Raw genomic sequence first — 13,415 nt, 5'->3', positions numbered from 1 at the left:
GATAGGTCTCAAAAAGGGACCTATCGTTCTCTTTTTGGGACTCATTGGTGATTGCTTTGCAAACGCTATCGCTCAGTAATGCGCTATTTACCGTGACTCAGCAAAAAGTGCTGGGATTGCTCTATGGCAAGCCGAATCAAAGCTTTTATGCCAATGAAATTGCTCGTTGGGCCCAAGTGGGTAAAGGCAGCTTGATGCGAGAGTTGGGGCGCTTGCAGTCGGTAGGGGTGTTGAGCATGACCCGCCAGGGTAATCAGACCCATTACCAGGCTAATCCGCAGTGCCCGATCTATCAGGAACTGTTGGGTATTGTGCGAAAAACCTTTGGTATTGCCGAGCCGCTGCGGCTTGTCTTGGCGCCATTCGCGGATCAATTGGTTTGGGCATTCGTCTACGGATCCATTGCCAAGGATCAGGCAAACGCATCCAGTGACATAGACCTGATGCTGATCGGGGAAGGCCTGCACTACAGTGAAGTGATGGAGCGACTGATGCCCATGGAGGAACAACTTGGCCGTCCGCTCAATCCGACGCTCTACACCCCTGAAGACTGGGCCGGGAAACTGGCATCGGGCAACAGCTTCGTACAACGGGTAGCGCAACAGGAAAAGATCAACCTGATAGGTGAAAACCCTTTGGAGGCCAAGGATGGGTAGCAATGAGAGTCTGGAAAACCTGCTGCATAGTGGCGCACTGAAAAGCGAGCCACCTGACCGAAAGGAGTGTGAAGGGTTAATGCGCTCCGCGACAGATCGCTTGAGGGATGCGAGTAGTCCACAACTCTCATTTGCCAGCCGGTTTGACCTGGCCTACAACGCGGCCCATGCCATTGCGCTCACTGCGTTGCGTTTGCATGGCTATCGCTCGGACAAGCGCTATCTTGTCTTTCAGTGCCTGATTCATACCGCTGGATTGAGCAAGCTTCAGGTTCGATTATTTGCCTTGTGCCACGAACGCAGAAATCTGGCGGAATACGAGGGATACATGGATGACGATGAGTCGCTGCTTGCGCAATTGCTGAGCAGTACGCAAGAAATGCTGACCCGTATCGAGAAAGCCCTTGCGGGCTGGTCGACATGAGTCTGCGCCAGCTGAATAGGTGCGCACCTGTTTGTTTCATGCGCGTAATTTTGAAACAGTGCACGTTCAGTGTTGTCAGCCTTTAGCCTTGCATGCCGTCGTTGTGACTTTGAGGTGGGAGGCACATGTACCACGGGGAAAGATTCAACGCCTGGAGCCATTTGTTCGGGGCGGTTGCGGCGTTTATCGGGGCGGTCTGGCTGCTGGTGATTGCCAGTGTCGACGGCAGCCCCTGGAAGATTGTCAGCGTGACGATCTACGGGGTGACCCTGCTTGTGCTGTACAGCGTTTCGACGGTCTATCACAGCGTGCGCGGGCGGGCGAAGCGGATCATGCAGAAGGTTGATCACCTGTCGATCTACCTGCTGATTGCCGGCAGTTACACGCCATTCTGCCTGGTGACCCTGCGCGGGCCCTGGGGCTGGACGTTGTTCGGGATCGTCTGGGGGTTGGCGGTGATCGGCATGCTGCAAGAGATCAAGCCACGTTCCGAGGCGCGGATCCTGTCGATCGTGATCTACGCCGTGATGGGCTGGATCGTGCTGGTGGCGATCAAGCCGTTGCTGGCGGCACTAGGTACCGCCGGCTTCGCCTGGCTGGCGGCGGGCGGGGTGTTTTATACGGTGGGCATTATCTTCTTTGCCCTCGACAGCCGGCTGCGCCATGCCCACGGCATCTGGCACCTGTTTGTCATCGCCGGCAGCGTGCTGCATTTCGTGGCGATTCTGTTTTACGTGATCTGACTTGGAGTTGAGTGCCCGGCCAGGCGATTCAACTGTTCCTGCGCGCGCTGGCTGAAGATCGTCAGCAAATCGCTGAGGGTATGGGGCGGTGGCTCATCGGCGCGGGTCACGGCATACAAGGTGATCGGCAGCGGTGGTGCCAACGGGCGGATGGTGGTTGTACTCGGCGCAGCACCCAGCGCGGTGAATGGGTCGATCACGGCCAGCCCGGCACCGGATTCGACCATGGCCCTGGCCAGTGAGTAAGTCTGCACGGCGATGCTGATGCGCGGGGGCGGTTCGACGGCTTTCAGGTAACTGTCGAGCCGTGCGGACAACGGGTCGGCGCTCGACAGCCCGATCAACGGTGCATCGGCCAAGGCCATCAGCGGCAGCGGCTTGCCCTCATCCTCGCTCGGCCAGTAACCGGCCGGCGCCAACGCCACCAGCACCCCGCAGGCCAGCGCCTGGGCCTTGAGCCCCGGGTGGTCGGGCAGTTGCAGGGTCAGGGCGACATCGATTTCGCGCATCAGCAGGTTCTGCACCAGTTCGCGACTGTGGGCGCTGGCCAACTCGCAGACGATGTCCGGGTAGCGCCGGGTCCAGGCATGGATCGCCGGCGGCAGCAGCGACAGGGCCAGCGCCGGTGTCGCGCCGATCCGCAGGCTGTGGCCTGGCTCGCGGCGCAGGCTCTGGGCCAGGCGCCGCACCCCTTGCAGGCTTTCCGTGACCTTGTCGACCTCGCGCTCCAGTTCCAGGGCTTCGGGGGTCGCCTGTAACTTGCCGCGCACCCGTAGAAACAGCGGGAACCCCAGCTGCTGCTCGGCGTGTTGCAGGACCTTGGTCACCGCGGGCTGGGAGACGTGCAGCAATTGCGCGGCACCGCTGACCGAGCCGGTCTGGCGGATGGCCTGGAAAATCTCGATGTGGCGAAGGCGCATGACACGTCCATAACCTTTGTTTATGGGACTGGCATCTTTATTCATTGTTCGACGCCTGTCACCTGGCTCTAACCTCGGGCTCGTCTGAATAACGCGTAAGGACTGACATGGCTCAGCGAGTGTGCATCATCGGCGGCGGCGTCATTGGCCTGGCAACGGCTTACGCGCTGGTTCGCGAGGGCGTTGCGGTGACTCTGGTCGAGGCCCGTGAGTCACTGGGCAGCGAAACCAGTTTCGCCAACGGCGGCCAGTTGTCCTATCGCTACGTGGCACCGCTGGCAGATGCCGGCGTGCCCTTGCAGGCCATCGGCTGGATGCTGCGTGGCGACTCCCCGCTGAAGCTGCGCCCGCGTTTCGACCCGGCGCAATGGCGCTGGATGGCGTCCTTCCTGGGGGCCTGCCGCTCCTCGGTCAACCGCGCCAACGCTGCCCATCTGTTGCGCCTGGCGCTGTTGAGCCAGTCCACCCTGCAAACCTGGCGCGACGAGGATTCATTGGGCGGTTTCAATTGGCGGCGCAACGGCAAGCTGGTGACCTTTCGCCAGGCCGCAAGCTTTGACCATGCCCGTGGCAGCCTTGCCGATCCGCAACAACAGCAGGTGCTGTCGCAAGCCGAATGCGCGCGCCTTGACCCCGCCCTGGCCGATGCGCCGTTTGTGGGCGCGATTTACACCCCGGATGAAGAAGTCGGCGATTGCCACGGCTTTTGCCTGCAATTGGCGGCGCGCTTGCAGGCTTCCGGTCGCTGCGAGTTTCGACTGGGGCAGGCCGTGACCGGGATTCGCCATGCCAGTGGCGCGGTGACCGCCATCGAACTGGGCGGCGAGGTGTTGCCGGTGGATCAGTTGGTGATCGCCGCCGGCCATCGCAGCCCGCATCTGGCGCTGCCCGGCTTGAACCTGCCGTTGTACCCGCTCAAGGGGTATAGCCTGACCGTGCCGATCGGCGCCGAGCACCGTGCGCCGGACCTGAGCATCACCGACTACGACCGCAAGATCGTCTATGCCCGTATCGGCGAGCAGTTGCGGGTGGCGGCAATGGTCGACATCGTCGGTTTCGACCCGGCGCTGGACCCCAAGCGACTGGCCCTGATCAAGCGCCAAGCGCGTGACACCTTTCCCGATGCCGGGGCTTACGACTCGGCTGTCGAATGGGCCGGCATGCGCCCGGCCACCCCCAGTGGCGTACCGTTGCTGGGCGCCACGGCGTATCGCAATCTGTGGCTCAACCTCGGCCATGGCGCGCTGGGATTCACCCTGGCCTGCGGCAGTGCCCGGCTGCTCAGTGAACTGATCGGCCAGCGCCGCCCCTCCATCGACCTGCAGGGCTTCACACCGCGTGCGGCCTGAACGCTTACCCACTGAGAAGGAACGTCTGATGACCATCACCCGCATCCACACCAACCCACGTCTGTCCGGCGCCGTGACCTTTGGCGACCTGGCCTTTCTCTCAGGCCAGGTGCCGGGCGATGCCACCGATGCCACCGGACAGACCCGCGAAGTGCTGGAGAAGATCGATGCATTACTGGCCGAAGCGGGCAGCGACAAGGATCATCTGCTCAGTGCGACCATTTACCTGAAGAACATCGAGCAGGACTTTGCGGCCATGAACGAAGTCTGGTCGGCCTGGTTGTCGCCGGGCCAGGCACCGAGCCGCACCACCTTGCAGGCCGAACTGGCACGCCCGCAGGTCCTGGTGGAAATCACCGTCATCGCGGCTCGTCGATAAACACGTCTTACCCACAACGGAGAATAACAATGCAAAAAATCACGTTGATCGCCTGCACCCTGGGCCTGTTGCTCGGCACGCAAGCCCAGGCGAACGAAGCGCCGTTGACCGGCACCCTGGGCAAGATCGCCAGCGCCAACAGCATCACCCTGGGCTACCGCGATGCGTCGGTGCCGTTCTCCTACGTGGGGGATCACTCGGGCCAGCCCATGGGCTACTCGGTGGACCTGGCGAGCAAGATTGTCGAGCGTATCCAGCAGAAACTGGCGCTGCCCGAGCTCAAGGTGAAGTACAACCTGGTGACCTCGCAAACCCGAATCCCGCTGGTGCAGAACGGTACCGTGGACCTGGAGTGCGGGTCGACCGGGGTGACGGCTGAGCGGCAGAAGCAGGTGGCGTTTTCCTACGGGTTTATCTACGTCAAAGGCCAGTTGCTGACCGCCAACGACAGCGGCATCAAAAGCTTCGCCGATCTACGCGGCAAGAATGTGGTGACCACCGCCGGCACCACCAACGAGCGCTTCCTGAAAAGCTACAACGTCGACCACAAGATTGACATGTTCGTGATCAGCGCCAAGGACCACGGCGAAGCCTTCCAGATGCTGCAATCGGGTCGGGCGGCAGCGTTTTACATGGACGACGCGTTGCTCTACGGCGAGCGCGCCAAGGCCCGTGATCCGCACAAGTGGGTGGTGGTCGGGGAAGAGCAGTCGCGGGAAATCTACAGCTGCATGGTGCGCAAGGACGATCCGCAGTTCCTCGCACTGGTCAACGGGACGCTGGCCGACCTCTACAGCTCGGGTGAAATCAACGGGATCTACCAGCGCTGGTTCGAGCAGCCGATCCCGCCCAAAGGCCTGAACCTTGAATTCCCGATGACCAGCGAACTCAAGGCCATCATCGCCAAGCCGGTGAGTGATCCGGTGCAGTAACCTCAGCGCAGATCGTTCCCGTGCTCCTGCGTGGGAACGATCAACGAGTGGGAACGATCAAACCTTGGATTTTTAGAAGTCCCCCCACAACTGCTGGGCCACCGCCAACGCCACCACCGGCGCGGTCTCGGTGCGCAACACCCGTGGACCGAGGCGAGCGGAATGGAAGCCCGCGCCTTGGGCCTGTTCGACTTCAGCCTCCGTCAAGCCGCCTTCCGGGCCGATCAGGAAGGCCAGGGTCGCGGGTTTTGCATGGCTCACCAGCGGCTCGGCCACCGGGTGCAGCACCAGCTTGAGCTCGGCCTCGGTGTGTTTGAGCCAGTCGGCCAACAGTACGGGTGGATGAATCACCGGCACCCGTGAGCGACCGCATTGTTCACAAGCACTGATCGCCACCTGACGCCAGTGTTGCAGGCGTTTGTCGGCGCGTTCGTCCTTGAGCCGGACTTCGCAGCGGTCACTGAAGATCGGGGTGATTTCGTTCACGCCCAACTCGGTGGCTTTCTGTATCGCCCAGTCCATGCGCTCGCCACGGGACAGGCCCTGGCCCAGGTGAATCTGCAGGGGCGACTCGACTTGCCCGGCGAAGCTTTCCGTCAACGCTACCCGTACACGCTTCTTGCCGACTTCCGCCAGGGTGCCGCGAAATTCCTGGCCAGAACCGTCGAACACTTGCAGGGCATCGCCTTCGGCCATGCGCAGCACGCGGCTGATGTAATGCGCCTGGGCCTCGGGCAATTCATGTTCGCCGAGGCTCAAGGGGGCGTCGATAAAGAAGCGGGACAGTCTCATTTCGGTTCTCTGTAAAAAGTCGGATGTAGCTTGACACTGATTTGCGGGAACGGGTTTTTGTGGCGAGGGAGCTTGCTCCCGCTCGGCTGCGAAGCAGCCGTAACCCGGCGGATGCGTTTTAACCGGTGAAACACGGTTGCAGGTTTTGGGGCCGCTTTGCGCCCCAGCGGGAGCAAGCTCCCTCGCCACAGTGGGTCATCGACAGGGCTTAACCCGGATCACGGAACCCCGGGTGGAAGTCCTTCGGCACGGCCACGCTGATGCTGTCGCGGGTAGCGATGTCGATGCCTTCGCTGGCGACTTCGGCGAGGAAGTCGATCTGCTCGGGGGTGATCACATAGGGCGGCAGGAAATACACCACGCTGCCCAACGGGCGCAACAGCGCACCGCGCTCCAGCGCATGCTGGAACACTTTCAGGCCACGGCGTTCCTGCCATGGGTAGGCGGTCTTGCTGGCCTTGTCCTGGACCATCTCGATGGCCAGTACCATGCCGGTCTGGCGCACCTCCGAGACGTTAGGGTGGTCCACCAGGTGCGCGGTGGACGAGGCCATGCGCTGGGCCAGGGCCTTGTTGTTCTCGATGACGTTGTCGTGCTCGAAGATATCCAGGGTCGCCAGCGCGGCCGCACAGGCCAGCGGGTTGCCGGTGTAGCTGTGGGAGTGCAGGAAGGCGCGCAGGGTCGGGTAGTCGTCGTAGAAGGCGCTGTAGACGTCGTCGGTGGTGATGCAGGCCGCCAGCGGCAGATAGCCGCCGGTCAGGGCCTTGGACAGGCACAGGAAGTCTGGACGGATACCGGCCTGCTCACAGGCGAACATCGTGCCGGTACGGCCGAAACCGACGGCGATTTCGTCGAGGATCAGGTGTACGCCGTAACGGTCGCAGGCTTCGCGCAGCAGTTTCAGGTACACCGGGTGATACATGCGCATGCCGCCCGCGCCCTGGATCAGCGGTTCGATAATCACCGCCGCGACCGTGTCGTGGTTTTCCGCCAGGGTCTGCTCCATCGCGGCAAACAGGTTGCGCGAGTGTTCCTCCCAGCTCATGCCCTCGGGGCGCAGGTAGCAGTCGGGACTCGGCACCTTGATGGTGTCCAGCAGCAGGGCTTTGTAGGTTTCGGTGAACAGCGGCACATCGCCGACCGACATCGCGGCCATGGTCTCGCCGTGGTAGCTGTTGGTCAGGGTGACGAAGCGCTTTTTGTTCGGCAGGCCGCGGTTGAGCCAGTAGTGGAAGCTCATTTTCAACGCGACTTCGATGCACGACGAGCCGTTATCGGCGTAGAAGCACCGGGTCAGGCCTTCCGGAGTCATTTTCACCAGGCGCTCGGACAGTTCGATCACCGGCTGGTGGCTGAAGCCGGCGAGGATCACGTGTTCCAGTTGATCCACCTGGTCCTTGATCCGCTGGTTGATCCGCGGGTTGGCATGGCCGAAGACGTTGACCCACCAGGAGCTGACCGCATCGAGATAACGTTTGCCTTCGAAGTCTTCGAGCCACACGCCTTCGCCGCGCTTGATTGGGATCAGCGGCAGTTGTTCGTGGTCTTTCATCTGGGTGCAGGGATGCCACAGGACCGCGAGATCGCGCTGCATCCACTGATTATTCAGGCCCATTTTCATTCTCCTCGAGACGGCTCGCTTGTTTCGCGGGCAAACAGTCGCGCAAGCCTATGCAATGAAAGGGATGCGGACAACCTATTGTGGCTTTTTCACGTGTTTGCATTGACGAGCCGGCGGCGTCCGGGGGCACGCCCGGTGTGCCGGGGAGAGAAGCTTGCCACGGCGTTAATCTTTCCTTAACCATCCTGTTGCAGGCTCTTGATCGGTTTTCTCGATATTTCAAAGCGAAATTTTCGGCTTTAAATCGATAGATAACTCGATAGTCTTGGTCGCAGTTTTTTACAGGATTTGGGCAATGCAGCTACGTAACTCTTCTTCCCGATATGGTTGGGTCAGTATTTTCCTGCACTGGGGCGTAGTGCTGGTCGTTGTCGGCCTATTTGCGCTGGGCTTGTGGATGGTCGGGCTGGATTACTACAGCACCTGGCGCAAAGACGCGCCCGACTTGCACAAAAGCATCGGCCTGGTGCTCTTCGCGGTCATGGTATTGCGGGGGCTCTGGCGCTTTTTCAGCCCGCCACCGCCGATCCTGGCCAGCTACGACCGCATGACTCGCCTCGGCGCCAAGCTGGGTCACGGGTTTCTGTACCTGGGCCTGTTCGGCGTGATGATTACCGGCTACCTGATTTCCACCGCAGACGGTGTCGGGATTCCGGTGTTTGGCCTGTTCGAAGTCCCTGCCTTGATTTCCGGTCTACCGGACCAGGCAGACATAGCGGGTGTGATTCATTTTTATCTGGCCTGGGCGCTGGTCGTTTTTTCCGGCCTCCATGCACTGGCTGCATTGAAGCACCACTTTATCGATCGTGATGTGACGCTGACCCGAATGCTGGGTCGCAAAGCCTGATGTTCAACCTCGACTCCAAGGAATAGAAAGCATGTTGAAAAAGACTCTCGCCGCTCTGGCAATTGGTACTGCAGTATTGTCGGCAGGTCAGGTGATGGCCGCGGACTATGTGATCGACAAGGAAGGCCAGCACGCCTTCGTTGATTTCAAGATCAGCCACCTGGGTTACAGCTACATCACCGGTACCTTCAAGGACCTGGATGGCAAGTTCAGCTTCGACGCGGCCAAGCCGGAAGACAGCAAGATCGAAGTCAACGTACGCACTGGCAGTGTGTTCACCAACCATGCCGAGCGTGACAAGCACATCACCAGTAGCGACTTCCTGGATGCGGGAAAGTTTGCTGATGCCAAGTTCGTCTCCACCAGCGTCAAGTCCACCGGCAAGAACGCGGATGGCAAGGAAACCGCTGACGTGACAGGCGACCTGACCCTGCTGGGCGTGACCAAGCCGGTTGTGGTCAAGGCCACCTTCCTGGGTGAAGGCAAGGATCCATGGGGCGGCTACCGTGCGGGCTTCGAAGGTACCACCCACATCAAGCGTAGCGATTTCGGCAAGCAGAAAAATCTGGGCCCGGCTTCCGACGCGGTCGAGTTGTACATCACGTTTGAAGGCGTGAAAGCGAAGTAATTTTCGCGGCTACAAAAAAAACGCCCCGGATCGCAAGATCCGGGGCGTTTTTCATGGTGCTTGAAAAATCAGCGGTTGCGGGTCAGCAACGCAGGTTTTTCGCCGCGTGGACGGCTTGGCAGTTGATCGAGCTGCTCAGGTGTCGGGAAGCGATCGCTCTTGGACTCCTTGTGAATGATCTTTGGTGCCGGGCCGCCGCGCGGGTTTTGTACCGCCGGTTCCTGGCGCGGCTGGTCGTCACGGGCCGGACGACGGGTGCGCGAGTCTTCGCGGCGGGCCTGGCCGTCACGAGGGGCGCCGCTACGCGGGCCGCTGCGCTTGGCTGGCGGGGTGCCAGTGGTGGCGCCGCTGCTGTTGCGCGGACCGTTCTGCCGGCCTTGCGGCTGGCCGGTGCGTGGAGCGCCAGCCCCTGCGCCTTGAGCCGGGGCACCCGGACGGCGACCACGGCCCTGGGCCGGTTTCTGCTGTGGCACGTAGTCGACGCGGTTACCGAAGTTATCCACATCGTCGTCGAGGAACTCGTCCGGTGCCCGGTCGGCGGCCGCACGTGGAGCAGGGCGTTGCTGTTCACGGGCTGGCGTGCCTTCACGCGGTTTTTGCGCCGGGCGTTCGCCACGGGCGGCCGGCGGTTTTTCCTTGCCACCCTTGTCCTTGCCCTTGTCCTTGCGACCGCCACCACCACCGTTCGGACCGTCGCCGCGAGGGCCGCGTGGGTTGCGCGGGTTACGTACATCCGGACGCTCGCGTACTTCAGGTTTTTCCGCTTCTACGGTACTGGAGTCAAAACCCATCAGGTCGCCATCGGCGATTTTCTGCTTGGTCATGCGCTCGATGCTTTTCAGCAGTTTTTCTTCGTCCGGTGCTACCAGCGAGATGGCCTCGCCCGAACGACCGGCACGGCCGGTACGGCCGATACGGTGCACGTAGTCTTCGTCGACGTTCGGCAGTTCGAAGTTGACCACGTGTGGCAACTGGTCGATGTCCAGGCCGCGTGCGGCGATGTCGGTGGCCACCAGGATGCGCACTTCGCCGGCCTTGAAGTCAGCCAGGGCTTTGGTGCGGGCATTCTGGCTCTTGTTGCCGTGGATCGCCACGGCGCTCAGGCCGTGCTTGTCCAGGTACTCGGCCAGGCGGTTGGCGCCGTGCTTGGTGCGGGTGAAGACCAGTACCTGTTCCCAGGCGCCCGCGGTAATCAGGTGCGCCAGCAGCGAACGCTTGTGGCTGGCAGGCAAGCGGAAGACCCGTTGCTCGATGCGCTCGACCGTGGTGTTCGGCGGCGTGACTTCGATGCGCTCAGGGTTGTGCAGCAGCTTGCCGGCAAGGTCGGTGATGTCCTTGGAGAACGTCGCCGAGAACAGCAGGTTCTGACGTTTGGCCGGCAGGCGGGCGAGGACCTTCTTCACGTCATGGACAAAGCCCATGTCGAGCATGCGGTCGGCTTCGTCCAGTACCAGGATTTCCACGTGGGACAGGTCGACGCTGCCTTGGCCGGCCAGGTCGAGCAAGCGACCCGGGCAGGCAACCAGCACGTCAACGCCACGGGCCATGGCCTGAACCTGCGGGTTCATGCCAACGCCGCCGAAGATGCAGGCGCTGACGAACTTGAGGTCGCGGGCATAGAGCTTGAAGCTTTCATGCACCTGGGCAGCCAGTTCGCGAGTCGGGGTCAGGACCAGTACGCGCGGTTGGCGCGGGCCGTGACGCTGGGATTTGTCCGGGTGACCGTTGGGAAACAGGCGTTCCAGAATCGGCAGGGCGAAACCACCGGTCTTGCCTGTGCCTGTCTGTGCCGCGACCATCAGGTCGCGACCTTGCAACACGGCGGGAATGGCCCGCTGTTGCACCGGAGTAGGCTGGGTGTAGCCGGCGGCTTCGATGGCGCTGACTAAAGCCTCGGAGAGACCGAGGGAAGCAAAGGACATGAGTAATCCTGTTTTTAGTTAGGGCTTGGCCCAATGGGATAGTCTTGCCTGGCGCGAGTGGCGTTTGAGAGAAGCGCAATCGCGTCCGGTCCTGCTGGGGTCTGAAGGCTCAACTTCGAGTGCTCGCGCGGGCTGGAAAGCTGCGCTGTAGCGATGTCGAGAGGCCTTAAACAGTCCCGAGCGTCCGGGCGTAAGCCTGGCGGGAAGGCCGGAGTATAACAGAGCAATCAGTGTGCGCTGCTTTCCTGCTGCTCAACGGTTTTTTCATTGCCCGCTTGCGGTGTCGCCAACTGGGCTGCGGGGGCGGGTGTTGCGCCATAGCGCGCGCTGAGCTGGGCGTAGGCCGGTTCGCGCTTGAAGCGCTTGAGTTCGGCACCGAAGCGCTGCACCAGCAGGTCCATGCCCGCATTGCGGCGTACGGCCAGGAACTGGCTTTCGTGACTGATGACAGTCGGGCTTTCGCTGATCTGATCGCGCAGGTTCAGGCTGTCGAGCAGGGTCTGGCCTACCCGGCGGTCGGTGATCAGCAGGTCGATGCGCCCGCGCGCCAGTTTGCCGAAGTTGGCTTCATGGGTCGGCGCCGGTTCGCGGGTGAACAGCGTCGACTCGCGAAAATCCTGGCTGTACAGGTAGCCGGGTGAGGTGCCGATGGTCAGGCCGCGCAGGTCTTCCAGGGTGCGGAAGGGGTGAGGGCGGGCATTGGCGTAGAACATCACGAATTCGACTTGCGACAGCGGCTCGCTGGGGTAGAGCAGCGTCGCGTCGCGCTCATTGCTGTGGAAGATGTCCAGCGCACCGTCGGCCAGCCCTTGGTCGAGCATTTGCAGGCAGCGTTTCCAGGGCAGGAATTGCCATTGCACTTCGATGCCCAGGCGCTGGAAGACAATCGCCGTGGTTTCGTAATCCAGCCCACGGGCCTGGCCGTTTTCTTCGTAGACGTAGGGGGCCCAGGGCTCGGTGACGATGCGCAGTTTTTCCGCCCGGGCGGTAAGGCTCAGGCAAGCAAAAAGTACAGCTGTCAGCAGTTGGGCAATGACGGGCATCGTTTGAGATTACGACGAGAGGTAGTGAAATAGCTAGCCTGAGGCAGAGTCGCCTTTTGCCTGCATCAGATGTAGGTAAATGGCGTTTCTTCGTTGGCCGAGCACCAGTCGATTGATCGGGTGGTTGAACCAGTGTTCCAGTTGGTGGCTCTGAAGCGGTCGTTTCAAGCGCTTTTCGAGGTTGTCACGGGCCTTTTCCCACCAGACGGGCGTGCATGCCTGATCAAACGGATTGGGGTGACGGTAGCAGCCGTAGAGAATTTCGCGCATGAATTGGCGCTGTTGCCGGGGCAAGGCCAGGGTAATGATTTTGTAGGCCAGGCGCTGCAATGTGGGCGGGCGAGGCAGGGTGGCCGTCACCAGGCCGGTTTCATCCAGGGCGAAAGCGCTGGTCGGGTCAGTCTCGTGCTTGTCCAGCCAGGCCTTGATCTTGGCGCGAAACAGTTCCTTGCGGCTCCAGTAGTGATGGATCAGGTCGGGGCATTCGCGCACGTTCCGGGTGCGGTAGGCGGCCACCGACAGGCAGAACTCTTCAAGGGTATAGGCGCCCTGGGCCAGGGGATACAACTCGTCCATCAAGGCGATCGAGTGATCGAGGACATCGGCATCCGCACGCTCAAGTCCGATCACGCCGGAGTTCAGCAAGGGCATCTGGTCGTCTGCCAGTTGTCGTTGTTGCAGCAGCGTGGCCAGGGTCTGGTAAAGCCGGGTTTGCCGGTTGGCGCCATAAGGCATGCCCAGCGTGTTACACAGCAACGTACCGGGTTCGATGCGCCGGAACAGCTCCAGCGGCGAGCAATGGAAAAACGTGTCGGTGTCGATCAACAGTGCTCGCTCGGATTCGCGCAGCACCTGTTGCATGACCACATGCTTGGCGCGGAAGTGATAACCGTGGGGGGCAATCCAGCGTTGACGGGTGCTTTCGTCCAGCTCGCGGATACGCACCGGTAGGTCGCGATAGGGCGCGGGGTTATCCGTGAACACCTGGATGTCGAGTGCTTCGTCCGGCGTTTTTCGCATTCCCGCCAAGGCGCTGGCGATGCTGAAGACCGCTTCCTGGTGGTAGGTGCTTGCCCCGTAGACCAGATAGATCAGTTGGGGGGTGGGGGCTGGATGAGGTATCGACATCTACTACGTTTTACCCTGGTGATATGACAAA

Annotated in this window: 14 protein-coding genes; 8 read left to right on the top strand and 6 right to left on the bottom strand. The window is 61.4% G+C overall.

The window, feature by feature from the left end; all coding sequences use genetic code 11:
- Window positions 1-56: 56 nt before the first annotated feature.
- The 3 genes from CKW25_RS18935 (at window position 57) to CKW25_RS18925 (ending at window position 1,823) form a co-directional block, all read left to right on the top strand.
- A complete protein-coding gene (locus CKW25_RS18935; protein ID WP_095081585.1) occupies window positions 57-656 on the top strand; it encodes a nucleotidyltransferase domain-containing protein in 600 nt (199 codons plus the stop codon).
- Window positions 649-1,080: a hypothetical protein gene (locus tag CKW25_RS18930; protein WP_095081496.1), complete on the top strand. Its 432-nt coding sequence runs from the start codon at window positions 649-651 to the stop codon at window positions 1,078-1,080. The genes CKW25_RS18935 and CKW25_RS18930 overlap by 8 nt, the downstream gene beginning before the upstream one ends.
- Before the next feature lie 125 nt (window positions 1,081-1,205).
- Window positions 1,206-1,823, top strand: a complete 618-nt coding sequence (locus tag CKW25_RS18925) for a hemolysin III family protein (RefSeq protein WP_095081494.1) — start codon at window positions 1,206-1,208, stop codon at window positions 1,821-1,823.
- On the opposite strand, the gene CKW25_RS18920 is transcribed toward CKW25_RS18925, so the two are convergent.
- Complete coding sequence (locus CKW25_RS18920) at window positions 1,811-2,743, bottom strand: LysR family transcriptional regulator (RefSeq protein ID WP_095081493.1); 933 nt, start codon at window positions 2,741-2,743, stop codon at window positions 1,811-1,813. The two genes, CKW25_RS18925 and CKW25_RS18920, sit on opposite strands and share 13 nt — an antisense overlap.
- Before the next feature lie 107 nt (window positions 2,744-2,850).
- On the opposite strand from CKW25_RS18920, the gene CKW25_RS18915 reads away from it, so the two are divergent.
- The 3 genes from CKW25_RS18915 to CKW25_RS18905 are packed head-to-tail and all read left to right on the top strand — an operon-like array spanning window position 2,851 to window position 5,403.
- Window positions 2,851-4,092 carry a D-amino acid dehydrogenase gene (locus tag CKW25_RS18915; RefSeq protein WP_095081491.1) on the top strand — a complete coding sequence of 414 codons (1,242 nt, stop codon included), beginning with the start codon at window positions 2,851-2,853 and terminating at the stop codon, window positions 4,090-4,092.
- 28 nt (window positions 4,093-4,120) lie between these two features.
- Complete coding sequence (locus tag CKW25_RS18910) at window positions 4,121-4,471, top strand: RidA family protein (RefSeq protein WP_095081490.1); 351 nt, start codon at window positions 4,121-4,123, stop codon at window positions 4,469-4,471.
- A 29-nt stretch (window positions 4,472-4,500) separates the two neighbouring features.
- The gene (locus CKW25_RS18905; protein WP_095081489.1) at window positions 4,501-5,403 is read left to right on the top strand and encodes a transporter substrate-binding domain-containing protein; all 903 of its coding nucleotides are present in this window, start codon (window positions 4,501-4,503) and stop codon (window positions 5,401-5,403) included.
- A gap of 72 nt (window positions 5,404-5,475) precedes the next feature.
- Here CKW25_RS18905 and CKW25_RS18900 read toward each other — a convergent pair whose 3' ends face one another.
- Together CKW25_RS18900 and CKW25_RS18895 are read right to left on the bottom strand one after the other, a co-directional pair.
- On the bottom strand, window positions 5,476-6,195 hold the full coding sequence (locus tag CKW25_RS18900; protein WP_095081488.1) for a 16S rRNA (uracil(1498)-N(3))-methyltransferase: 720 nt from the start codon (window positions 6,193-6,195) through the stop codon (window positions 5,476-5,478).
- A gap of 208 nt (window positions 6,196-6,403) precedes the next feature.
- The gene (locus CKW25_RS18895; protein ID WP_095081487.1) at window positions 6,404-7,810 is read right to left on the bottom strand and encodes an adenosylmethionine--8-amino-7-oxononanoate transaminase; all 1,407 of its coding nucleotides are present in this window, start codon (window positions 7,808-7,810) and stop codon (window positions 6,404-6,406) included.
- Between the two features lie 301 nt (window positions 7,811-8,111).
- Between CKW25_RS18895 and CKW25_RS18890 the strand changes: the two genes are divergently transcribed.
- Both CKW25_RS18890 and CKW25_RS18885 read left to right on the top strand, forming a co-directional pair.
- Window positions 8,112-8,663 carry a cytochrome b gene (locus CKW25_RS18890; RefSeq protein ID WP_095081486.1) on the top strand — a complete coding sequence of 184 codons (552 nt, stop codon included), beginning with the start codon at window positions 8,112-8,114 and terminating at the stop codon, window positions 8,661-8,663.
- Between the two features lie 31 nt (window positions 8,664-8,694).
- Window positions 8,695-9,291, top strand: a complete 597-nt coding sequence (locus CKW25_RS18885) for a YceI family protein (RefSeq protein WP_095081485.1) — start codon at window positions 8,695-8,697, stop codon at window positions 9,289-9,291.
- 68 nt (window positions 9,292-9,359) lie between these two features.
- Here CKW25_RS18885 and CKW25_RS18880 read toward each other — a convergent pair whose 3' ends face one another.
- The 3 genes from CKW25_RS18880 to CKW25_RS18870 form a co-directional block, all read right to left on the bottom strand.
- Window positions 9,360-11,213 (bottom strand): DEAD/DEAH box helicase, encoded by a 1,854-nt coding sequence (locus tag CKW25_RS18880; RefSeq protein WP_095081483.1) that lies wholly within the window; start codon window positions 11,211-11,213, stop codon window positions 9,360-9,362.
- A 227-nt stretch (window positions 11,214-11,440) separates the two neighbouring features.
- Window positions 11,441-12,256, bottom strand: coding sequence for an ABC transporter substrate-binding protein (locus CKW25_RS18875; protein ID WP_095081482.1), 816 nt, complete (start codon window positions 12,254-12,256; stop codon window positions 11,441-11,443).
- Window positions 12,257-12,289: 33 nt separating this feature from the next.
- Complete coding sequence (locus CKW25_RS18870) at window positions 12,290-13,384, bottom strand: hypothetical protein (protein ID WP_095081481.1); 1,095 nt, start codon at window positions 13,382-13,384, stop codon at window positions 12,290-12,292.
- Window positions 13,385-13,415: the final 31 nt, after the last annotated feature.

Origin of the sequence: Pseudomonas sp. Irchel s3h17 (assembly GCF_900187505.1) — a bacterium.
Classification (GTDB): domain Bacteria; phylum Pseudomonadota; class Gammaproteobacteria; order Pseudomonadales; family Pseudomonadaceae; genus Aquipseudomonas.
The sequence above is the reverse complement of the archived record's forward strand: the minus strand, read 5'-3'. Positions and strand labels throughout refer to the sequence as shown.

Bases quoted from the DNA above. Each gene is read 5' to 3' on its own strand.
- CKW25_RS18890 (WP_095081486.1), top strand. From the start codon at position 8,112: ATGCAGCTACGTAACTCTTCTTCCCGATATGGTTGGGTCAGTATTTTC.
- CKW25_RS18895 (WP_095081487.1), bottom strand. From the start codon at position 7,810: ATGGGCCTGAATAATCAGTGGATGCAGCGCGATCTCGCGGTCCTGTGG.
- CKW25_RS18930 (WP_095081496.1), top strand. From the start codon at position 649: ATGGGTAGCAATGAGAGTCTGGAAAACCTGCTGCATAGTGGCGCACTG.
- CKW25_RS18900 (WP_095081488.1), bottom strand. From the start codon at position 6,195: ATGAGACTGTCCCGCTTCTTTATCGACGCCCCCTTGAGCCTCGGCGAA.
- CKW25_RS18880 (WP_095081483.1), bottom strand. From the start codon at position 11,213: ATGTCCTTTGCTTCCCTCGGTCTCTCCGAGGCTTTAGTCAGCGCCATC.
- CKW25_RS18875 (WP_095081482.1), bottom strand. From the start codon at position 12,256: ATGCCCGTCATTGCCCAACTGCTGACAGCTGTACTTTTTGCTTGCCTG.
- CKW25_RS18905 (WP_095081489.1), top strand. From the start codon at position 4,501: ATGCAAAAAATCACGTTGATCGCCTGCACCCTGGGCCTGTTGCTCGGC.
- CKW25_RS18925 (WP_095081494.1), top strand. From the start codon at position 1,206: ATGTACCACGGGGAAAGATTCAACGCCTGGAGCCATTTGTTCGGGGCG.
- CKW25_RS18915 (WP_095081491.1), top strand. From the start codon at position 2,851: ATGGCTCAGCGAGTGTGCATCATCGGCGGCGGCGTCATTGGCCTGGCA.
- CKW25_RS18870 (WP_095081481.1), bottom strand. From the start codon at position 13,384: ATGTCGATACCTCATCCAGCCCCCACCCCCCAACTGATCTATCTGGTC.
- CKW25_RS18885 (WP_095081485.1), top strand. From the start codon at position 8,695: ATGTTGAAAAAGACTCTCGCCGCTCTGGCAATTGGTACTGCAGTATTG.
- CKW25_RS18910 (WP_095081490.1), top strand. From the start codon at position 4,121: ATGACCATCACCCGCATCCACACCAACCCACGTCTGTCCGGCGCCGTG.
- CKW25_RS18920 (WP_095081493.1), bottom strand. From the start codon at position 2,743: ATGCGCCTTCGCCACATCGAGATTTTCCAGGCCATCCGCCAGACCGGC.